The organism is Anaerorudis cellulosivorans, assembly GCF_025943985.1.
GTDB classification, from domain to species: domain Bacteria; phylum Bacteroidota; class Bacteroidia; order Bacteroidales; family Dysgonomonadaceae; genus Anaerorudis; species Anaerorudis cellulosivorans.
Genome location: NZ_JAPCWE010000003.1, coordinates 150114 through 172365, shown reverse-complemented (window position 1 = coordinate 172365; position 22252 = coordinate 150114). Strand labels below are relative to the sequence as shown.

Below are 22252 nucleotides of genomic sequence, written 5' to 3'. Positions count from 1 at the left end.
GAACTCATTTTATTCATTTAATTTCAAGAACATTTAATGATTTACGTTATTAATTAAAAAGAAAGGAAAATAACAAGTAAATCAACATGGAAAGTAGGAATAACTTATGTTACTATTACGAACTTGTTATTTGTCTTGGATTAGACCTATATAAGAATTTAATCTGAAAGATATTTAAGGTTTTTAGGATATATTCAAGTGCCTTTCCAAATTATAAATCATTAAATCACTTTATCATGAAAGACTCTTATTTTATTGGAATTGATGTGAGTAAGAAAAACTTGGATTGTTGTGTGTTGAAGAATGGCTCTGTGGTCAAACAAGATGTTATTCCAAATCATCAAAAGAGTATCGAAAACTATTTATCTATAATTTGTGTGGAACAAAATATAGATGCGGAACAAATAGTAATATGTGCTGAATTTACAGGATTATATATTTATCCTTTAGCAATCTCTTGTCAAGTTGGAAACTATAAACTTTGGTTAGAAGACCCTACCCAAATAAAATACAGTTCCGGATTACAACGAGGGAAAAATGATCCGGTAGATGCTAAACGAATCGCTTTGTATGCGTATCGTTATGTAGATAAACTTAAAATATATAATCACCCGACAATAAGTATAGAATCAATAAAGCTATTATCAACAGAATTAAATATGCTATGTGTTGATAGAGCCAAATACCAAGCTCAATTATCAGATCAAAAGGAATATATGCCTGATTATGTCTATAAGTTGAAGTTAAAGAGATTATCCCTGCTTATTAAAGAATTGGATAAAGCAATATCTAATATTGAAGCGGAAATTGAGAGTATTGCAGCAAAAGATGCTTTGTTGTCTCATCAGATGAAATTATTATTGAGTATTGAAGGAATAGGAAAAAAGACTTCTTTAAAAATGATATTGGAAACACAAGCCTTTACGCGATTTACCGATAGTCGCAAATTTTGTTGTCATGCGGGTGTTGCGCCATTTAGTTACTCATCAGGAAGTAGTCAGTTCTCTAAAAATCGGGTTTCCCAAAGAGCAAATAAGAGTATAAAATCTCTACTTCATTTAGCTGCCTTATCTGCTATTCAAAATAAAAATAGTGGATTAAGGGCGTACTACGATAGAAAAGTTGGCGAAGGCAAAAATAAAATGTCGGTATTAAATGCTATCAGAGCTAAGCTTGTAGCTCGGATGTTTGCTGTAATAAAGAATGACAATCATTACATATTTAATTATAATAATCAATATTCCAATCAGTAACGTGGTGTCTGATTATAAAAATATTAAATTCCTGACTATTTGTTAATATGATTTTCTTACCTTTGCCACATGAAATATTTATCCCTCATATTATCCATATATGTATTACTGCTATCAGTAATGCCTTGTTGTTTAGAGGATAAATGTTTATCTATATATGCTGAAATAAGCAATGATATAGGCAATAGTTGTGATGATTGCACCGATAATAGTTGCTGTTCTCCTTTTCTACATTGTAATACTTGTTACGGATTCCCGGAAGCTCGTTTTTATAATCCAATAGTTATAACTTTAGGCTCAACATCTGATTGCGAATCAGAATATATATTAAGAAATAATCTTCCTGATTTTAAATCTTCAATCTGGCAACCGCCAAAAGCATAAATCAACTTTTAATTTTACAGGACATTTAGAATATGCCCTGCGTTTTTTGCGATAATACATTATTTGTAGTATCGTAACTCCTATATCATTTCAAATTGAAGATTAAAAAGAAGAATAAAAATGAAAACAAAAATTATACTGATGTTATTTTTAGCATTCAGCTTTTCCAATATTTTCGCACAAAACACACTTAGAGTCAAATTAATAGATTGTGATAGCAAAGAGATATTAATAGGTGCTAATATTGTGCTACAAAACACAACGAACGGTACATCTTCCGATACCGAAGGTTTGGCGGTTCTCTCCAATATTCCTGATGGAAAACATAAGTTTGAAATTACTTATGTGGGATATGAAAAAACCATCAAAGAGTTTACATTCCCTTTGGCTTCGGATGAAGTTATTGTTATCAGGGTTGAAGCGGACGAAGAAACATTGCAGGAAATAGTTGTTTCTTCGACAAGGGGAACACGTACTTTTAAAGATATTCCTACACGCATTGAATTTATAAATGCCGAAGAATTAGGCGAAAAAGGGGTTATGAAACCCGGAGATATCCGTATGCTTCTGAATGAAAGCACGGGTATTATGACGCAACAAACATCTGCCATATCGGGTAATTCATCTATCCGTATTCAGGGCTTGGACGGTAGATACACCCAAATATTAAAAGACGGTTTTCCTGTATTTTCGGGTGCAGCAAGCGGATTAGGCTTATTACAGACACCGCCTCTCGATTTAAAGCAGGTTGAAATTATAAAAGGTTCTTCTTCTACCTTATACGGTGGCGGTGCGATTGCGGGTTTGGTAAACCTTATATCGAAAACACCTGAAAAAGAAAGGGATTTTTCAATACACCTGAACGGGACAACAGGCAAAGGACTTGATGTAAACAGCTTTTTCGGTCAGAAATTCAATAAAGTAGGTACTACCGTATTTGCATCGTATAACCGTAACTGGGCTTATGACCCGTCAGATGTAGGCTTTACAGCAATACCAAAATTCGATAGGTTTGTATTGAATCCAAAACTATTCTTATACCTGTCTGAAAATACAGACTTAAATTTCGGTATAAACTCCATGATAGAAACCCGTTTAGGTGGTGATATGGGATATTTAAAAGATAAAGGGGATGAAGAACATTCTTATTTTGAAAGAAACAAGACACAGAGGCATTCAAGCCAACTTACATTTGAACACCGTTTTGATAAACAAAACAGATTGAATGTAAAAAACAGTGTAACCTATTTCAGCCGTAAGATTGAGATTCCCGATTTTAAATTTGACGGAGAGCAGCTATCGTCTTTCTCGGAAGTATCCTATATACATACGAAAGAAAAGACAGAATGGGTAGCCGGTGCAAATATATGGACGGATAAATTTACCGAAAGGAAACTGACCGATTTTCCTTTGCGAGACTACAATATGACTACTTTAGGCTTATTTGTACAAAACAATACGAAAATAACGGACTGGATGAACCTTGAAACCGGATTGCGTACCGACTATGTTACCGATTACGGTTTTGCAGTACTGCCCCGTATATCGTCACATTTCAAAATAACGGATAAATTTTCATCCCGTGTAGGTGGCGGATTCGGATATAAAGCACCTACCATTTTTTCGGAAGATAGCGAACGCATACAGTTTCAGAATGTCTTGCCGATAGATGATGATAATAACAAACTGGAAAGAAGCTACGGGGCAAATGTGGATTTCACTTATAAAACAGGTTTGTTTGACGACCAAGTATATTTAAGTATAAACCAGTTATTCTTTTATACTTGCCTGAAAAATCCGCTTGAACTGCAAGCTGCGGATAATAACCGTTGGCAGTTTAACAACATAGACGGTCATGTGGACAGCAAAGGGGCTGAAACCAATATGAAAATAAAATATAAGGACTTTGGTTTATTTCTCGGATATACCTATACGGATGCTAAAGTTAAGGAAGACGGCAGAAGCTATCAGAAAACCCTTACACCGAAACATAAAATCAATTCTGTATTAATGTATGAGGTGGAAGATAAATGGAAAATCGGATTAGAAGCCTACTATACAGGAAAACAAAACTTGAATGACGGAAAAAAGGGAAAAGATTACCTTATCTGCGGATTAATGATGCAACGGATTTGGGAAAGATTCTCAATATATGCTAACTTTGAGAACTTTACCGACAGACGGCAGACAAGGTTCGACACCATTCATACAGGTTCGATGACTAAGCCCGAATTCCGGGATATTTACGCACCATTGGACGGTTTTGTTCTGAATGCCGGGATAATATTTAAATTGTAAAATGAATAAATCAATTTTTAAAATTGAACAAATGGATTGTCCGAGTGAGGAAAACCTCATTCGGATGAAACTTCAAAACGTAGAGGGTATTGCCAAACAGGAATTTGACCTGAAAGGCAGGGTATTGACTGTTTACCATACAGGCGACTATCAAATAATCGAACAACAGCTTGCTACCTTGAATCTCGGTTCACGCTTTATTGAAAGTGCTGAAATGACAGGCGAATTTAAGGCAGAGGAAGATAGTAAACAGCGTAAAGTCCTTTGGATTGTGTTGGCTATTAACTTCGGTTTTTTCCTGATTGAAATGTCAACGGGTATCATATCCAAATCAATGGGATTGGTTGCGGATAGTCTTGATATGCTTGCCGATGCTTTTGTATATGGATTAAGCTTGTTTGCGGTAGGTGCAGCCGTAAGCCGTAAAAAGCGGGTTGCCATGATTTGCGGATATTTCCAGATATTTTTGGCTGCAATCGGTTTTATAGAGGTAATCAGGCGGTTTACAGGTGCAGAAGAAATGCCTGTCTTTCAAACGATGATAGGTGTATCCATACTTGCTTTGATTGCCAATGTCATTTGTTTGCTTTTACTTCAAAGGACAAAAAGCAAAGATGCCCATATACAGGCAAGTATCATTTTTTCATCTAATGATGTGATTATAAATGCAGGGGTAATTCTTGCAGGATTCTTGGTATGGCAATTAAATAATCAGATACCAGACCTTATTATCGGTAGTATCGTCTTTCTTATTGTTATCAGAGGGGCAATAAGGATATTAAAACTTGCGAAGAATTAATTCTTCGCAAGTTTTAATATTTTCTTCAAAATAATTTGGAAATCTCATAAGAATAGTAACGGGCGGAAAAACCGCCCGCTTGTGTCATTTCAGATTTATGTCTGATTCGGAAATATACCAACTATCCCTGTAATATCCGTTACCCAGCAGGGTGAAAACCCCTGCTTCTTTCATATCATGGGCGTATTGCTTGGCTTCTGCAATGGTCGGAAATTCGCCCAGTTTCCGAAAGCCGACAAATAGTTTATACATAGTTCAAATGGTATTTTCTATGGATAAAATCGGAGTGTTTTGGCGTAGCCATTCTTCGATATGCTCCGTATTATATTCGGAGGTAATAACCGCCATATCATAGGCAATTTGCGTAAAACGGCTACTTTCATAGCTATCTATCCACTCTTTCAGATTAACAACGCCCCACGTTTTGTAGTCGACTGTAAACATTCGGTCAATCTCGGATATGCTTTTTTGAAACTGCACCCGAATAGTCTGGTATGTGTCGTCGATAATTTCAAGGTGTCGGAGTGATCCGAACTCATCGGACAACCGTCCGAAACTCCAATCGCTTTCGTAGGATACATTACCCCATTGGTGTGGTTGGTCATAACGTACTTTCACTTCGGCTGTATGTTCGCCTATCTTTATTTCCTCGATTACTCCCATAACCATCAATCCCGTAAAGATGCTTTTGCACCGCTTACCGATTAATTCCTCTGTAACGTCTTTTGTTTTCATATCATTATTTTTTGTGATTAATATTCTGTTATGCTGCCAATCGTTGTTCTATGAGTAATATATTCCTGTTTACAAGGTTGATAATCTGACTGTGGTACTGGGTTTGCTTGTTCTGTAACCCCCTGCATTGGATAACCCGTAATTGTGATATGGATAATTCAATGGTTTCAATGCGTTCGCCGTCAATGGTTGCCGAGAGAATAAGGGAATCTTCCTTAGTCGAATAACTACCTACGCAATGGTGCATTGCTTGTCCCTCTGCTATTATCTCTTGTACGCTTTCAAGTACACGGACATTAATTTTACCATCGGAAAATATAAGTCCGAAAAACTTGGCTTTAATCGCCTTAAATTCCGCTTCTTTTTCAAGTTGCTTTTCCAACTCTGCCTGTGCATCGGCTTTAGCTTTCTTCTGCATATAGCGGTCATGTTCGGCTTTGAGGTCTGTCGGGCATACATATTTGGCATTGTAGAGGTCTTTGCCGAAGAAGCGGAGAAAGTCTATATAGTCGCACCAAAGCGTTGCATCTTTGATTTTATAGCCGTTTCGGATGCAGATGCGGACGGACTGCCAATACTTGTCGATGTTTTTCCAACCGCTATCTATGATACGCTTTAGTAGCTTTGTATAGCCTGTTTTCATCAGTGTCTCGGCACGACTGTCGGCAAGTAGGGTACGGAACAGGTCTAAGGGTTTTTGCCCGTAAAAAGCCTTTTTGTAGCCTGTCCTTTTAAGTTCGGGAATGAGTCTCATTCGGGGGTAAATTACTCCCGTAAAGATTTTGTCATATACATTGATATAAAACTTGTTATTGCTGTTCTCGCTACGCAGTTCTAAATCGGTGTGGAATATCCACGCATCATAATAGCAAGTACCCATTGTCTGACGGAGTTTTGCGAACGTACAATGTTTCCCGTTTGGAGCAATCCACCGTTGCATAACTTCTGAATAATCGTATTTGGGCGTTTCTCCAACTTTAACCGAACAGAACAGCATTACAGAGCGCAATACCTGATACCCTTTATGGGCGGTTACGACTGTCATATAGTAACGAGTGTTGAATGTTCGTTTCTTGGTGGTTTCTACCGTTAGCTTGGTATTACAATTCGGACAATGACAATCGGTAAGGGTTTCCACCAAATACCCTGCACCCTGCCATGAATGACCGCATTTTGTACAGGTCATCACCCCTTTTTCGGTGCGGTGTCCGATATGGTCAATAGCATTCTCATAACCCCATTGGGTTTGCTCTTTCGTAAGTTTCGGCAGGGTCTTACTTGCTTCTACTACCTGTGCTTGGAATTTATTTTGCGGTTTCATGGCTTAGAAATTGAATAGGTTGGGTATAGTATTGACTTCAGGTTGCTTGGCTTTCGGCTTGGCATTGCCTTGTTTCATCTTGGCATAGGCTTCGTCCTGTACTTTCTGAATGGCTTTTTGCCGTGCTTGTGCCTTTTCTTCATCGGTCAGAATAATGGTATGGTTTACCACTACATTACAGTTGATTGGCTTGCCGACCTCGATACTATCCTCATCGTAATAATGCAGGGCAAGGGAGTAGATTTCATCATCCGCAAATCCACATATTCCGCTTTGTTGCACGTAATTGAGTATGTAGGTTATACAATCGTCAATGTTCTTGTTTGGCTTGGCATAGATGGGGGCAAACAGTTCATCGGTTTGCGCTCTCTGTTCCAAATAACTCTGTATTGTTATCTTGAAATAATCGGTTGCTTTATTTTCTGCTTTCATTTTCTTGGGTTTTGTGGGGCGGACTGCTCCGCCCCGTGTGAATACTTAGTCCAATCCGAAATAATAAGCTAACTGCCGTTCCTGTGATTTGGAGAATATCCAACCTGCTAACCTCTTTCCGTTGAATGTCAGGTGGCTGTTGAACCGTCCGCCCATTGCTTTGAGTTCGTCTTTGATTGCTTTCGTATCTCCGAAAACGGCTACCGCTTTGGCTGAATACTCGACCAATGTGCAAGCGTTCTTGCCTGTTCCGTTTTCGCTATTCGGTGGCGTTGTGTCGGTCTTTTTGAGGTGTATATTGTCTTCGCTTCCTGCGATGTAGGCAAAGTTCTCTATAGTGCGGTTGCGGTCATATACAGGCTCTTTTTCGATTATCCAACCGCTGTACTTGCTTTCTCCCAAATAGTAGCCGTCGCCCATGCTGTATTTTTCCCTGTGTTCGTAGTCCTCGTTAGGCTCGGCTAAATAGGCTGTTTCCTCAAAGTTGGATGCGTGTTTGCGCATTTCGGAAAAGATGTCCCTTTTGTGTTTTGAAAAGCCGATAATAACCGTTCGCTGTGTACTGTATCCGTAGTAGTCGGTTTGGCTGTCGCTCTCATTTTGCCTTAAACGTGCCACGATTACCGCTTGTGCATCTTCGGGGAGTATCTCGGCAAAGCGTTTGCGCCCGATTTCCTTAACCTGTTCTACTCTGATTTTTTCCTGTTCGGCTTTCTCGTCTTCGGCTTTCTTCTGTCCGTGTGCCTGCTGAAGAAGTATTGCGACCTCAAAAGCGTCCATGAATTGAGGGTTCTCGCTGTCATAGTAATAACCGATACCGAATTTTTCATTCAATGGTCGGATGATGTCGGCAGTATAAAACTCCTTTGTCCGCAGGTTAATCAACTTGTATGCAATGCCCCAATCGTTTGTACGGATTTCATAGACTACATACCTGTCATAGCTGTAACCCTCCATTTGGATAATCTGATTGACCTTTACCACTTGTTTGGCTCTGTCTATCTCCTTGTTTGCTCCTAATAAAAATACTTTGCTCATAACTGTCGGAATTAAAAAATGTGAGTGAATAAAAACCAGAAAAAGCCTATCAGAGCGATAAGAGAGAATAGGCAGGATGCGATACCCTTTAGGATATTCCAACAGAAAACCACGCCCAAAACCACCCAAATAAAGTCCATACCCCACACATAGAAACCTACTGCGGTCGCTACTATCTTTACCACCAATTTTATGCTGGATGGAAGGTTGATAGATTCCTGTTTCCTTTGTATTTTTTCTATTGTTCCCATAACGTCTGACTTTTTTTTTATGCCGTGACGGAGCCGGTATGATGAGTTCTGTTTCAGAAGCCTTAAAAAGGTAGGCGTTAGCACACATCAAGATTTTTGCGGGAAATACGCAACGTCTGAAAGATGTCGGAAGATTTTTTGCAAAACCGCTTGCGGCTCGATCTTGTGGGGGCGTGAACGCCGGAAATACCTTTGCTTCTGCAACAGAACTATCATAATTAGACCGACTCTTGCCAGGCATACATAAAATGAGGAAGACGTTATATCGGGAGAACGGTAGAAAAACTATACGAGTGGTTGGTTATTATGGAAAACAATCACTACAATCGCCGAATTTATTGGCGATTGACCTGCTCTGGCTGCCAGTCTGTTTTAGTTGGTAGCCACTCTATGCCATAGAAAAATAGAGCGGTACATGGATAAATGGGAATATCTATTTTTGTCTTTCCGGGAATACAAGACGTAATAATATGGAGATAATCAGCATAAGTGTAAAGGTCTTCGACACGTTAGCAAAGCGTGTAGAAGATATTGAGGAAAAGGCGGAAAGATTATACCGCCGTCAAGAAGATTTAGGTCTGAAAAAATGGCTGGACAATCAGGACGTTTGCGAGATATTGGATATAACCAAACGTACCTTGCAAAGCTATCGGGAAAAGGGGTTATTACCTTATAGCCGCATAGAGCATAAGATACGTTATAAGCAGGAAGATGTGCAGAAACTATTGCAATCTTCGGCTCATCAATCAAAAAAAATGTAGGCTATGAACAATTTGATTGAAAAAAGCGATCCGCGTGTGGCCAACCTTTTCCGTCGGTTAGAAAAGGCAAATAGCCTGATTGATAAACTGGAAGTACCTTCACGCCGTTCTTTTTACGGGCAACGGTTCATTACCGACCCGGAGCTTTCCGAGAGATTGAGAGTAAGCCGCAGGACATTGCAGGAATACCGTTCCGCCGGGACTATTCCTTATTATCTGATCTGTGGTAAAATCCTTTATAAAGAATCGGAGATTCAGCAATTTTTGGAAGATGCGAGAAAACAGAGCATCAACCAACAGAAATTGATTTAAACAAGAGACGACCCAAAATAGGGTCGTTTCTTGTTTCCAGCATATCGTTATCAATTCAGCATGGCATTCATGCCTGGAATTTTCCAGAGTATTATAGGACTTAATACCTGTGAGGTAATCCATTCACGAAAATATTGTGCTTGCCGGGATTTTAGCTGGAAAGCCAACGCTGTTATCATTTCCAGATTATAGAATGTCAATATTTTACCGTTGCCGTTATCCTTATGACGGCAAACCTTATCTTCCTGTAATATTTCTTTTTTCAATATGGAGCGGATATTACTGTTTATAGCTGATATGAACACACCGAAAGTATCGGCGATTTCGTGCTGGGTAAGCCAAACACCACCTGCTGCCGGGCGGATAGTTACCTGTCCCTTTTCTATTTTGATTGATATTGTATTCATTTTATTGGTTGTTTGATTGTTGAACATTCTTGTTTTTATTCCTTTTTTGGGGATAACGGATAGCCGAACGGAGCGATTCATCTTCATACAAAGTAACTTTATTCGATTTGGATGCCACACGTGTTCTGAGCCGTTTCATATCTTCATCTACTTTCTTGTCGGTTACTTTGGCATATATCTGCGTGGTAGCGATATTTTTATGTCCCATCATCCGGCTTACGGTTTCAATAGGGACACCCTGTGAGAGTGTAATATGCGTCCCGAAATTATGGCGGGCTGTATGGAACGAGATATGCCCGATAGCGCATTTCTTCGCAATCTCACGGAGAAGTTTTCCCATATAACCACGTCCGTAAACCTGAAATATATGTTTATCTTTTTTCTCCGGGCGGTATTTCTCCATAATTTTCAGGGGTATTTCCAACAGTCGCACATTAAATTCCGTCCCGGTTTTCTGTCTTTTCATATGAATCCATAGGCTACCGTCTTCGGTCTGTTCTATATGTTCGTCGGATAGCTTTGTTAGGTCGGCATGACACAATCCGGTGAAAGTAGAAAAAACGAACAGGTCACGGGCACGACACAAATTAGGTTTGTCGAGCTGGCACTGCATCAACTTCTCCAAATCTTCCAGTTTCAAATGGCGGCTCTTTAGCGGCGGCAATTCTGGGAACAGTTTCATATAAGGGTCGCGCCGGAGCGTTCCCTGATTGAATGCCCGTTTGGTTATTTTCTTGAAATTATACAGATGTTGATGTACCGTTTTTTGCTGTAACCCTTTGTCTGTCCTTAAAAAGAGGTCGAAATCTTCGTAGAAACGAAGGTCAAGACTGCGGAGCGTTACGTCATCGGTATCATACTTTTTACGGATAAACGCCAGAAGATGATTGTAAGTTACCCCATACTGAGCGTGCGCCTCTTTTTTGCGGTCTATACCAACCCGTTTTTCAAACTCGTCATTGTGTTCCTTAAAAAGTTGCATCAACGTAAGAGGCTTTTGTGCGATGCCTTTCAGGGCATTCTTTACGAGTTCAGCCGTAACAAAACCCAGACTTTCCTTTATTTCCTTATGATGCTTCTTGATGCGTACTGTAAGCAGGTCAATCGCCTGGTTTACCTGAAAGGCGTTCCGGCTACGTCCTGCGGCACGTCCTGTCGATGAATCCCAAAGGGACGGATCAACAGAAACTTTCGTTCCCACCTGCTGGGATTCGGCATCAATACTGATATTGCACAATAGCTGGCACATACCGTCTTTGCGGATTTTAGTGCGGTTGATATAAAACAGAATAGCAAATGTGCTGCGTCGTTTTTCTTTCTTGTCGTCTTTATTTTTTGTTTCCATAACTGAAATGTATTAACGTGATTAAATAGCAAATTTGAATTTCCCTGCGATACGTTTTTCCAACGCTTTCATATCCTCATCAATCTTATCGTTGGTGATTTTCGCATAAATTTGTGTCGTCGCAATCTGGCTGTGTCCGAGCATCCGGCTTACCGTTTCGATGGGAACACCCTGTGAGAGCGTAATTTCGGTCGCATAGGTATGGCGGCCGCAATGCCAGGTCAGTCGCCGGGTGATACCACAAATGCGGGCGATCTTTTTTAATTCCCTGTTCAACTCTCCGTTTGGATACATCGGCAAGAGCCGTTCATCAGATACCGTTCCCCGATAGCGTTCAAGAATTTGCAAAGGGAGTTCAAGCATGGGTATCTCGTAGTCTATTCCAGTTTTCTCACGGAATGTTTTTATCCAGACTACATCATCTTCGGCAACAGAAACATCTTCATTCGTTAATTTGCACATATCGCAGTACGGGATGCCGGTATAACAGGAAAAGAGGAATAAATCGCGGATAAGGTATTGCTTTGAGGTATTAAGCGGAGTTGTCATTAACTTATTCAGTTCCTTTCGGGTAAGATACTTTTGATACCGCTCAGGGCGTTCCGGCTCATAACCGACAAAAGGATTTTTGGTTATGATTCCCTCGGTTATGGCATCCCCGATAATAGTACCCAATCGGGTGGTATATAATACAATCGTACCCGGTGCAAGCCGGCGGTCAATCTTTAGATAAAGGTCGAATTTATCAATAAACGACCTGTCCAGCGCTGAGAAAGGAATATCTGAAAGTTTATACTTTTCTTTCAGGAACTTCGTGAGGTGATTAAGTGCAAGCCAGTATCCTTTTTCCGAGCCTTCTTTGCGGTTTACACCGATACGCTTGTCGAAATTTTCGTTATGGGTGCGGAAATAGGATAATAGTGTTTCCTGCCCGGATGCCATGCCCAGCAAGAGATTCTTTACATCTTCGGCTGTTACATTCTCCCTTACCGCTGACAACTCACGGTAATGCGACAGGGCAGATGCCCTGATTTCGTCCAGCTGTCGGTTAATCTCGTTTGCCGTATGGCTTTTCCCTGTGGCGCGACCGGATGCCCATAAGTCTGCCGGAACAGCCATTTTTGCACTAAAGATGGTTTCGGAGAATTTTCCAATCGAAAGCCTTGCCATTACAGGGCTTTTGCCGTCCTTTTTTGTTTCATTTCTTTTGAGGTAGAATGACACCTTTACTTCCTTTGTCATAACTCTGTTATTTAAGTGTAAAATTACTTGTAACAGAGTTATTTTAAGTGATATAAAATATGGAGCCAACAGGAAACAAACTCCAATTTTGTATTCAAAACCCGTATTTTCACCGTTAGTGTAAAAAAAGGGTTATTTTTGAAAGACGTTTTAAGAAAAACAAGCGCTCTTTGAGATGATTATCTTTATTCAGGCTGTTTCTGTTCCCTAATCCGACCAATCAAAAAGGCAGTATTTAGGTAGCAAATCTTTCACTTAATTACTCTATATTCTTCCATTTAGCTTATCAGAAGAATATAGAGAAACAACGCTGAATGAACCTTCCTATCAAACACTTACTGTATTCTTCCGAATTTTGCCTATCTTTGCGAGATTCTTAGTATCTTTGCAAAAAAATAGGAAGACGGTCTTTGGTTATCCTTTCATGAGTAAAAAAATCCACATAAAGCGGTTAGATAGCTATCTTCTGCAAATATTCCTGCCCTTGTTTCTGATGACTTTTGCTATATGTCTTTTCCTGGTACTCATGCAGTTTCTTTGGAAATACATTTCAGATATGGTGGGTAAAGGACTGGAATTAAAGATTATTGCCGAAATGTTTTGGTATGCGGCTCTCAATCTTATTCCATTGGCACTCCCTTTGTCTATTTTGTTGGCTTCGCTTATGGTTTTTGGCAATCTTGGTGAAGATCTGGAACTTTTGGCAATAAAAACTTCCGGGATATCTTTGCTGAGAACCATGAGTCCGCTTATTGTTCTCACCGTTTTTATCAGCATCGGTGCCTTTTTTTTTCAAAACAATGCTATGCCTCACATACAGACCAAATTTTACTCGTTGTTGATTTCTATCCGTCAAAAATCTCCCGAGTTGGATATCCCTTCAGGAGTTTTTTACCGTGGGATAGAGGGTTATAATCTTTTTGTGCAGAAGAAAGACCGTAAAACCGGCATGCTGTATGATGTTCTTATTTACGATATATCCAAGAACAATGTCGATGAGATGGCGGTGATTGTTTGCGATTCGGCAAAAATGAGCATGTCGAAAGACAAGCTCTCCATTGTTCTTACCTTGTATCATGGTCAGCAGTTTCAAAATTTCGAAGGAGGAACATCGAGCGATAATCGCGAATTTGTACCCTATTCACGCGAAAACTTCGAAGAAAAGCAAATCCTCATTCCTTTCGATGCCAATTTTAACCGCATAGACGATTCCGCACTCGAAGAAAATGCTGCCAGCAATTATATGGCAAAGAATATTAAGCAGTTAAAAAGTTCGATTGACTCTATGCAATGCGAGATGGACAGCATGAATATCATCGACCGTAAAACGATGAAAAACTATTCTTTTTTTACGTTTAGAAACAGCTATCCGCCTCAACAGAAAGATTCCGTTATACTAAAAGCAAAGAAAGAGATAATCAACATCGTTAGTCCCGACTCGTTGTTCGCTTCAAAAGATCTACAAACCAAATCTTCTATCTTGCAGAGTGCCTACGCAAAAGCCGAAAACAACAGCAACGAATTTTTGTTTCGTTCCATGTCGAAGATATCTACCCAGCGCATCATTAACAGACATTGGATAGAGTGGCATCGAAAATTTACGTTGCCGTTTGCCTGTATCGTGTTCTTTTTTATTGGAGCTCCATTGGGTTCTATTGTTCGAAAAGGCGGATTGGGTATGCCCATTGTTATTTCGGTAATTTTGTTCATTATTTACTATATTTTCGATAATGTAGGCTATAAAATGGTGCGCGACGGTGTATGGGTGCACTGGGTGGGTATGTGGTTCAGCTCCATGATACTGTTGCCAATGGGTGTGTTTTTAACGTATAAAGCCATGAACGATTCTGCCATTTTGAACGGAGATACCTATGCAGCTTTTTTCAGAAAAATATTTTTTATTCGTGAAAAGCGGAATTATCCCGTTAAAGAAGTCGTCATGGATAAACCCGATTATCGAGAAATTGCTCGTTATATTACTCAATTATCGGCCGATATCGATACCTATCTTTCTAAGTATCGTAAGCTGGGATATAAGACTTATTGGACAGACAATCAATATGAAGAAGAGTTGATTGCAATTAAAAATAAAATGGAATTCATGCTCAATATGGTTTCAAATTCAAAAAACTCCTTTATTCTGCAGAAAGCAGAAGCATATCCGGTCCTGATTCAGCATCAACGTCCGTTTAGAGCTAATTCCGTTATGGCACGAATTCTTATGTATCTTTTCCCTATAGGGATAATTTTCAAATTGATCTCTTTTCTTTTTGAAAGAAGAATCGCAAATGATTTAGAGAAGATAAAAAAATTAAATGCAGAGCTTCTTCATTTGGTTGATGAAGCGCTAAAGGCTGAAAACATAGCTGTGTAAATAAAAAATTCAAAAGTATATGGAAGAATATAAACTCAATACAATAGAGGAAGCGATCGAAGAAATAAAAAAAGGAAATTTTGTCATTGTGGTCGATGATGAAGATCGCGAGAACGAAGGTGATTTGGTGATCGCTGCTGAACATATCACTCCCGAAAAAATTAATTTTATGGAAACCCATGCACGTGGGCTCATCTGCGTGCCGCTTACTATAGAACGGTGCGAAGAACTGGATCTGCCCATGATGGTAACTAACAATACTTCCATTCATTCCACACCGTTTACGGTTTCCGTAGATTTGCTCACGAACGGTTGTACCACAGGAATATCGGCATACGATCGTGCTCAAACCATTTTGGCGTTGACACGCGAAGGTACCCGACCGGAAGACTTAGGCCGTCCGGGACATATTTTCCCTCTTCGCGCGCAATCGAAAGGAGTACTTCGCCGTTCCGGTCACACCGAAGCAACTATTGATTTGGCACGTTTGGCCGGATTATATCCTGCCGGAGTATTAGCAGAAATCAAAAAAGAAGATGGTTCAATGGCACGTCTGCCCGAATTGATGGAAATGGCTAAGAAATTCAATCTCAAAATCATTTCGGTAGCCGACCTCATAAAATATCGTCTTCAGACCGAATCGCTTATCGAGCGAGGAGAAGAAGTTCATCTCCCTACGCAGTATGGCGATTTCATGCTGATTCCTTTCCTCCAAAAAGCAACTAAACAAGAACATGTGGCGCTGATAAAAGGTTCATGGAAAAAAGATGAACCCATATTGGTACGTGTTCATTCATCGTGTATCACCGGAGACATTTTCGGTTCGTTGCGTTGCGAATGCGGTGAGCAACTTCACAAGGCTTTGCAGATGATTGAGGAAGAAGGGAAAGGAGTTCTTGTCTATCTCAATCAAGAAGGACGTGGTATTGGGCTAATGGCAAAAGTATCAGCATACAAACTTCAGGAGAAAGGTATGGATACAGTTGATGCCAATTTGCATCTCGGGTATAGAGCCGATGAACGTGATTATGGGGTAGGGGCACAGATTCTGCGCAATCTCGGTGTAACCAAAATGCGTTTGATGACTAATAATCCCGTCAAACGCATAGGATTAGAGTCCTATGGATTGGAGGTTGTGGAAAATGTACCTTTAGAAATTATGCCCAATAAATACAATAAATTTTACATGGAAACCAAAAAGAACAAGATGGGACACAAACTCCGGAACCTCTAATCCGGGGTTTGCTATCATTTACCTTAATAAAAGCTGATGGATTTTTTATTGCTGTCAGCATTCAAGTATATTTCACTCCTTACCGGTACGAGTAAATGTGTTGCTACGAAGGAGTAAAATATCGTTACATTTAAAGGAGCTTTCAGCTCCTTTTCTTTATCGTTGGTTGTTAAAATCCTTCAGTAAAAGGGGCTTCTCAAATGTAAGATCGGCTTGATGTCAGGCATTAAGCTGATATTAGGGTTGCTTGTCGGCTTGGTTTTCTTTTGCAAGGTGAACCGTCAGTTGAGGGAAAGGAATATTTAGGCCATTAAGGGTAAGTTGACGGTAAATTTCTTCGTTCAGATCGAACGTTACCGGCCAGAAATCTTCCGATTTTACCCAAACCCGGAGGACAAAATCGAGAGAACTCTCGTTTATTTTTGTCAGGCGGGCAAAAGGTTCGGGATCGGGCAGAATTTTTGGATGATTGTGGGCAATATCAAGAAGAATTTTTTTCACCATTTCGATATCCGATCCGTAATCTACCGCGGCCGTGATTTCGATTCTTCGGGTTTCTTGTGCACTGTAATTGGTTATGTTACCTGTAGAGAGCGGACCGTTGGGGATATAAACGGTTTTGTTGTCAGCAGTGGTTAGCGTGGTATATAGAATGCCTACGCTTTTTACAGTTCCGGAAAGGTTTTGTGCTTCGATGTAGTCGCCTCCCTTAAACGGTTTGTTCAAGAGGAGCATTACTCCACCGGCAAAGTTGGCTAAGTTGTCTTTCACTGCCAAACCTACGGCTAATCCAACCGATCCGATTAATGCGGCCAACGAAACGGTTTGTTTTCCTACGACATTGACAATGATGATGAACAGGAAGGTATAGAAAAAAATATCGAATACACTTTTCAGAAAACTTCTTAATGCGATATCCATTCCCCGTCGAGTCATGAGTCGGTTGATAGCGAGGCTCATTTTTTTGATCAGCCACCTGCCCACAAAAAAGATGATAAGTGCAAGCAGAATTTTTCCGGCAAAGTCGATACTCCCGGTTACTATCTTATTGAGGAGTTCTTCAAAACGACCCTCCTTGATGAGCTGGGCTGCCGTAGTAAACTCTTCTGCAGGGTTTATCAGCAATGTTTTAATAGAATCGGGCTGGGTAACAGCAGCGTTAATGTCCATTTTTTTGCTTTTTTAAAGGGTTAGGTTGGCAAATGTAGACAAAATTGTGCTAAATTTGTTGCGAATGAAGGTTTAATTCGTAGAATGATGACGAAGTTGTTGGGATATTTTCTTCTTTTTTTTGCCGTTTTTGTGTCGGCTGAGGCTCAGACTTACGAGCAGTGGATAGATAAATCGGCAGATCATCTTGAAAAAAATCGCCTCGACAGCGCCGAGTATACCCTCAAAAAAGCCATGCAGCTTGAGCCGTCGAATAAAAACAATGCTATGCTGCTCATGAGTATGGGGGTTATTCAGCGTGAGCTCGGCCGCTTAAATGATGCTTATATCTCGTTTACGGCGGCATTACCGGGTTATCCTCAACCCAATGTGGTTTTGCATAACCGGGCATCGCTTTTATGCGATATGGATAAGTTTGATGAAGCCATGGCCGATTATAATACCATCTTGAATCGAGATTCTACCGATATAGAAGCTTATTATCGGCGAGGTGTGCTCTATCTGGAACAAAAAAACAGAGAAAAAGCGGAGTCCGATTTCCGGAGGGCTCAACAACTCGATCCTGACAATATGTATTCTCTTCTGAGCAAAGCATTGATTTATAAACTCGACGATAATTGGGAGGCAGCCGAAAAAGTATATACCCGGCTCATCGATGGCGAAGGAAATGCTTCCTCGGCGTTGTATATGAATCGTGCCGAGTGTTACGTGAATACGGAACAGCTTTTTAAAGCGTCGGCCGATTTGCGGATTGCCGAACCTAACGAGAAGCAAAATCCTTATTTTTATTTCCTGCGCGGCAGGGTGAGACTGATGCAATACGATAAAGTAGCTGCCAAAGCCGATTTTTTAAAAGCTAAGGAATTGGGCTACGATGCCCTAATAGCCGATGAGTGGATAAGAAAATCGGAGAAACGTTAAAAAACAAATTTAGCTCGAAAATTTCGATCAAAAAATTTGTTTTTTCAACTATTATCTATTAATTTTACATGCGTATTACAGAAGTAATATTTCGTTTGCTAGAGAGCAGAGAAAGTAATCGAACTTAAAATGATCGTATTTTTTGTCGGGAAGATAAAATAGCGATATAGAATAAAAAACAGGTTCCCTTCTTTTCCGCCTAAAAGCGGAAAGGGGGAACGAGGGTGTTCAACGGAAGATGAAGAGCGTTACCAAAGTGGCCACAAATCACAAATTTGTGTTGCTTGGAAAAAAGACGATAAGTCTTGCGATTCATGATAACTTCTAATGAACACCCTTTCTTTTTTTGAGTATTTTGGCAGGGCGCATTTTCCTACATATATCTCCTCCTTAGTTAGGTAGGCTCTGTTTGACGTGTATGTCGGTTAACGTTGTGTGAATGTAGAGCCGTTGTTTTTTATAAATGCTGCCTTGTTTCGGTTAAAAACAACATGAACCATGAAATAGCCTTGTTTAATTTTATTTGATAGGAGGTAAAAAAAATGAAAAGAAATTTATTAGTTATCGTTGTATCGGTAATCATGTTGGTTACGGTACCGTTTTCTTTGTTGTATGCGCAAGGACAAGTGAGCGACATGAGACTTCGTTTTACGCCTGAAGTGGCAAGAGTTGGAGAAATCATGAAAATTAGTGCGGCATTTACGGTAACGGGTGGTGATGTGAACCTGTCTGCGACAATAGAACAAACCGTTCCCCGGTATAGTGGTCCTCCACCACCACTTATCATTTTGGGCACATTCAACCCGGGAAGTCATGTGGTTGATGTTTACCGATATGATGTTCCAACTAATCCTCCGGAAAGATTGTGCTTCAATATACAATTAACGGGAGGAGAGTTTAGGAACGTTTGTTTGAAGCGTGTGAGAGCCGTCGACGGAGGATGGAATATGCAGGTAGCAAGCAGTGGCCAATGGGTGAGTAGTACGGTGGTTTCTTCACCGGTTCCCTCTACAGAGAAACCCGACCTGAGAATTGTAGGAAATTTGGCTGTTGATGAGGTGGTACGAATCGAAAACATAGGAAGAGGTACGGCCTATGACGTTCGCGCACGTAAAGAATGTTTTGTGGAAGGAAATTGGGTGCGTACCGGTGGCGACTTTGGAGAAACCCGTTCCTTAGGCCCCGGTCAATCTGTTCCTGTGAAGATTGGAAAACTGGGGAGGTCATTAGGGCAATGCCCTTCGGGTACTTCAAAAGTGCGGGTAGTTGTTGACCCGGGAAATTGGATTGCCGAGACAAATGAAAATAATAATGTGTTGGAAGCAAGTACGTTGTCCGATTTGAGAATCGTTCGTTTCGTGGCTACGGCTCGCCGTAATCGTCGTCCGGGACCAATGTATACACCCCAAGTGAAATTTACAATTTCAAATACCGGTGTGGGCGATGCGGGCCCGTTTGCTTGGGAAATAAGCATTCTGAGCGCTGGGGAATGGCGAAGCTTTATGGGAGAACGAATATCCGGATTAGCTTCGGGAAAACAAGTAACTATAGAAAGAGATGCACCAAGTTTGGGCTCCAGACAACAGATTCGATTGCAGATAGATCCTTTCAATACTGTTCCTGAGTCTAATGAGGCGGATAATAGGAGAGAAGCAACCGTCCCGCAGCTGTAATGGAAACATTACATTTATACGTTATTATTTTCCTTTTTCACGAATTTCAACGCGGCGTATTTTACCGCTGATGGTTTTGGGTAATTCATCCACAAATTCGATAATTCGAGGATATTTGTAGGGTGCAGTTACCCTTTTTACATGATCCTGAATCTCTTTAATCAATTCGGGACTTTCTTTCCCTTTATATTCATTTGCCAGAACAATCGTTGCTTTTATTACTTGTCCACGTATTTCGTCGGGAACTCCGGTGACGGCACATTCCACAACGGCCGGATGGGTCATCAGTGCGCTTTCTACCTCAAAGGGACCGATGCGGTATCCCGAACTTTTGATGATATCGTCGGTACGGCCTACAAACCAGTAATAACCGTCTTCGTCGCGCCAGGCTATGTCGCCCGTGTGATAGAGTTGTCCGGAATAGGCTTTGCGAGTGAGTTCTTCGTCGCGGTAATAGCCCATAAACAAGCTCAGGGGGTGCCCCTTGTGTGTGTCGATGCAAATTTCGCCTTCCTCTCCCTCTTCAGCGAGAAGCCCGTCGGGCTTAATCAGTTTCATGTCGTAAAGCGGATTGGGAACTCCCATTGAGCCGGGTTTGGGTTCAATCCAGGGAAAGGTAATAATGATAGGTGCCGTTTCGGTTTGTCCGAAGGCTTCTTTAATCTGAATGCCGGTTTGCCTGTAAAAGATTTCAAAGATCGACGGATTGAGTGCTTCGCCCGCCGTGGTGCAGTATTCCAGTGCCGAAAGATCGTATTTTGTGAGGTCTTCGCGTACCAGGAAACGATAGATGGTGGGAGGTGCACAAAACGAGGTGACGTTGTATTTCGAAATCATCCGGAGCATGTCGGTCGGGATAAACTTGCCATCGTAGTCGTAAATAAACACGCATGCTCCCACTATCCATTGTCCGTAGAGTTTTCCCCAAGTGGCTTTCGCCCATCCGGTTTCGGCAACGGTGAGGTGTATGCTGTTTTCGTGCAGATTGTGCCAATATTTGGCAGTGGTGATATGCCCCAACGGATAGGTGAAATTGTGAATCACCATTTTAGGTTGTCCTGTGGTTCCCGAGGTGAAATACAACAGCATCATGTCGTTGTTTTCGTTGACTTTCTCAGGTTTCACAAAGGGTGCTGCTTTCTCTATCTCCTCGTGCAAACTAAGCCACCCGTCGTAATGATTACTGCTGTTTATGATGAGATGTTTAACGGAGGGCGATTTGGGGAGGGCTTTGTTGATATGGTCGATGAGCTCCGGATCTTCGGATGCTACTATCGCTTTGATGCTCGCTGCATTGGCGCGATAAACGATATCTTTATCGGTAAGCAGATGAGTGGCCGGGATGGCTACCGCTCCTATCTTGTGTAGTGCCAGAATGGTATACCAAAATTCGATGTTTCGTTTAAGGATGAGCATCACCATGTCTCCTTTTTCAATACCCAACGATTGAAAAAAAGAAGCTGTCTTATCAGATAGCTCCTTCAACTCTGCGAATGTCATGTCGCGGTGTTCGCCTCGATCGTTTGTCCAGCAAATGGCTCGTTTGTCGGGATGGGTTTTTGCCCATTCGTCCGTTACATCGTAGGCAAAATTAAAGTTCTCGGGAACTTCGATTTGATAGTTTTCTACAAAATCTTGATGAGATATAAATTCCGTTCGTTTTAAAAATTTTTCGAGCATGATAAATTTTTAATTGTATTTATGTTTATTTTCCAAAAGAGTTTGATGTTTTTCTCACGGGTGGAGAATCACGGCCAGAAATTTGACGGGTTTGTCGTTCAATGCTTTCATACCATGAGGAAGGGTAGAATCGAAATATATACTGTCGCCTTCGTTAAGGATATGGTTTTTCCCGTTGATGTGAATCATCATACTCCCTTCGAGAACCATATTGAACTCCTGTCCGGGATGAGTATTTTTGAAGAAATCTTCATCCATGGGTTTAGGTTCAACCGTGACGATGAATACTTCGGCTATATTGTTGGTAAAACCGGCTGTGAGTGATTGGTATTTATAGGCTGATACCCTTTCAACGCTTAATCCTTTGTCCTTTCTGGTAATGAAATAAGAGCTCATTTTGGGCTCTGTTCCGAACAAGAGAGTGGAAAGATCGATGTTGAATTCCTTCTCAATACGTTGAAGTACCGATATCGAAATGTCTTTAGTTCCTTCTTCGTATGCCAGGTAATCGTCCACTTTCAGTTCCAGAATACTCGCCATTTTTTCAGGGGAATAACCCAGGGCTTCGCGTAACCCTTTTATGCGTTCGCCGATTTGTTTGAGGTCTGTTGTCATAGTTGTT

Annotated in this window: 20 protein-coding genes; 9 read left to right on the top strand and 11 right to left on the bottom strand. The window is 40.8% G+C overall.

Annotation, left to right across the window (positions count from 1 at the left end; all coding sequences use genetic code 11):
* Positions 1 to 236 precede the first annotated feature (236 nt).
* From OLM34_RS02550 to OLM34_RS02540, 3 genes are all read left to right on the top strand, one after another.
* Positions 237 to 1253, top strand: coding sequence for an IS110 family RNA-guided transposase (locus tag OLM34_RS02550; protein WP_006844350.1), 1017 nt, complete (start codon positions 237 to 239; stop codon positions 1251 to 1253).
* A 504-nt stretch (positions 1254 to 1757) separates the two neighbouring features.
* The gene (locus tag OLM34_RS02545; protein ID WP_006844349.1) at positions 1758 to 3935 is read left to right on the top strand and encodes a TonB-dependent receptor; all 2178 of its coding nucleotides are present in this window, start codon (positions 1758 to 1760) and stop codon (positions 3933 to 3935) included.
* Between the two features lies 1 nt (position 3936).
* Positions 3937 to 4734, top strand: coding sequence for a cation diffusion facilitator family transporter (locus OLM34_RS02540; protein ID WP_080904110.1), 798 nt, complete (start codon positions 3937 to 3939; stop codon positions 4732 to 4734).
* An 84-nt stretch (positions 4735 to 4818) separates the two neighbouring features.
* Here the strand turns inward: OLM34_RS02540 and OLM34_RS02535 are convergent, their stop codons facing one another.
* From OLM34_RS02535 to OLM34_RS02515, 5 genes are read right to left on the bottom strand one after another with little or no spacing between them, the layout of a single operon-like run.
* Positions 4819 to 4986: a hypothetical protein gene (locus OLM34_RS02535; RefSeq protein WP_006801670.1), complete on the bottom strand. Its 168-nt coding sequence runs from the start codon at positions 4984 to 4986 to the stop codon at positions 4819 to 4821.
* A gap of 3 nt (positions 4987 to 4989) precedes the next feature.
* Entirely contained in the window at positions 4990 to 5469 is a 480-nt protein-coding gene (locus OLM34_RS02530) for a DUF7258 domain-containing protein (RefSeq protein WP_006801671.1), read from the bottom strand.
* A 28-nt stretch (positions 5470 to 5497) separates the two neighbouring features.
* On the bottom strand, positions 5498 to 6790 hold the full coding sequence (locus OLM34_RS02525; protein ID WP_006801672.1) for a PcfJ domain-containing protein: 1293 nt from the start codon (positions 6788 to 6790) through the stop codon (positions 5498 to 5500).
* 3 nt (positions 6791 to 6793) lie between these two features.
* Positions 6794 to 7222 (bottom strand): PcfK-like family protein, encoded by a 429-nt coding sequence (locus OLM34_RS02520; protein WP_006801673.1) that lies wholly within the window; start codon positions 7220 to 7222, stop codon positions 6794 to 6796.
* 45 nt (positions 7223 to 7267) lie between these two features.
* The gene (locus OLM34_RS02515; RefSeq protein ID WP_044216960.1) at positions 7268 to 8260 is read right to left on the bottom strand and encodes a hypothetical protein; all 993 of its coding nucleotides are present in this window, start codon (positions 8258 to 8260) and stop codon (positions 7268 to 7270) included.
* Positions 8261 to 8981: 721 nt separating this feature from the next.
* On the opposite strand from OLM34_RS02515, the gene OLM34_RS02510 reads away from it, so the two are divergent.
* The gene (locus OLM34_RS02510) at positions 8982 to 9272 is read left to right on the top strand and encodes a helix-turn-helix domain-containing protein (RefSeq protein WP_006801675.1); all 291 of its coding nucleotides are present in this window, start codon (positions 8982 to 8984) and stop codon (positions 9270 to 9272) included.
* A gap of 3 nt (positions 9273 to 9275) precedes the next feature.
* Positions 9276 to 9584: a helix-turn-helix domain-containing protein gene (locus OLM34_RS02505; protein WP_006801676.1), complete on the top strand. Its 309-nt coding sequence runs from the start codon at positions 9276 to 9278 to the stop codon at positions 9582 to 9584.
* Between the two features lie 50 nt (positions 9585 to 9634).
* On the opposite strand, the gene OLM34_RS02500 is transcribed toward OLM34_RS02505, so the two are convergent.
* Genes OLM34_RS02500 through OLM34_RS02490 form a run of 3 tightly spaced genes read right to left on the bottom strand, consistent with a single transcriptional unit; the run spans position 9635 to position 12578 of the window.
* Positions 9635 to 9991 carry a protein-tyrosine kinase gene (locus OLM34_RS02500; protein ID WP_264405002.1) on the bottom strand — a complete coding sequence of 119 codons (357 nt, stop codon included), beginning with the start codon at positions 9989 to 9991 and terminating at the stop codon, positions 9635 to 9637.
* Between the two features lies 1 nt (position 9992).
* Positions 9993 to 11336 carry a site-specific integrase gene (locus tag OLM34_RS02495; RefSeq protein ID WP_006801678.1) on the bottom strand — a complete coding sequence of 448 codons (1344 nt, stop codon included), beginning with the start codon at positions 11334 to 11336 and terminating at the stop codon, positions 9993 to 9995.
* Positions 11337 to 11357: 21 nt separating this feature from the next.
* Positions 11358 to 12578: a site-specific integrase gene (locus OLM34_RS02490; RefSeq protein ID WP_006801679.1), complete on the bottom strand. Its 1221-nt coding sequence runs from the start codon at positions 12576 to 12578 to the stop codon at positions 11358 to 11360.
* 424 nt (positions 12579 to 13002) lie between these two features.
* Between OLM34_RS02490 and OLM34_RS02485 the strand changes: the two genes are divergently transcribed.
* Both OLM34_RS02485 and OLM34_RS02480 read left to right on the top strand, forming a co-directional pair.
* Positions 13003 to 14952: an LptF/LptG family permease gene (locus OLM34_RS02485; RefSeq protein WP_264404998.1), complete on the top strand. Its 1950-nt coding sequence runs from the start codon at positions 13003 to 13005 to the stop codon at positions 14950 to 14952.
* A 19-nt stretch (positions 14953 to 14971) separates the two neighbouring features.
* The gene (locus OLM34_RS02480; RefSeq protein WP_264404997.1) at positions 14972 to 16186 is read left to right on the top strand and encodes a bifunctional 3,4-dihydroxy-2-butanone-4-phosphate synthase/GTP cyclohydrolase II; all 1215 of its coding nucleotides are present in this window, start codon (positions 14972 to 14974) and stop codon (positions 16184 to 16186) included.
* 237 nt (positions 16187 to 16423) lie between these two features.
* On the opposite strand, the gene OLM34_RS02475 is transcribed toward OLM34_RS02480, so the two are convergent.
* Positions 16424 to 17356, bottom strand: a complete 933-nt coding sequence (locus OLM34_RS02475; RefSeq protein WP_264404995.1) for a mechanosensitive ion channel family protein — start codon at positions 17354 to 17356, stop codon at positions 16424 to 16426.
* A gap of 84 nt (positions 17357 to 17440) precedes the next feature.
* Here OLM34_RS02475 and OLM34_RS02470 point away from each other — a divergent pair, with 84 nt between their 5' ends.
* Positions 17441 to 18277 (top strand): tetratricopeptide repeat protein, encoded by an 837-nt coding sequence (locus OLM34_RS02470; protein WP_264404994.1) that lies wholly within the window; start codon positions 17441 to 17443, stop codon positions 18275 to 18277.
* Between the two features lie 542 nt (positions 18278 to 18819).
* Positions 18820 to 19950 carry a CARDB domain-containing protein gene (locus OLM34_RS02465; RefSeq protein ID WP_264404993.1) on the top strand — a complete coding sequence of 377 codons (1131 nt, stop codon included), beginning with the start codon at positions 18820 to 18822 and terminating at the stop codon, positions 19948 to 19950.
* Positions 19951 to 19974: 24 nt separating this feature from the next.
* Here the strand turns inward: OLM34_RS02465 and OLM34_RS02460 are convergent, their stop codons facing one another.
* Positions 19975 to 21630 (bottom strand): AMP-binding protein, encoded by a 1656-nt coding sequence (locus OLM34_RS02460; protein ID WP_264404992.1) that lies wholly within the window; start codon positions 21628 to 21630, stop codon positions 19975 to 19977.
* Between the two features lie 54 nt (positions 21631 to 21684).
* A complete protein-coding gene (locus OLM34_RS02455; RefSeq protein ID WP_264404990.1) occupies positions 21685 to 22245 on the bottom strand; it encodes a helix-turn-helix domain-containing protein in 561 nt (186 codons plus the stop codon).
* Positions 22246 to 22252 lie beyond the last annotated feature (7 nt).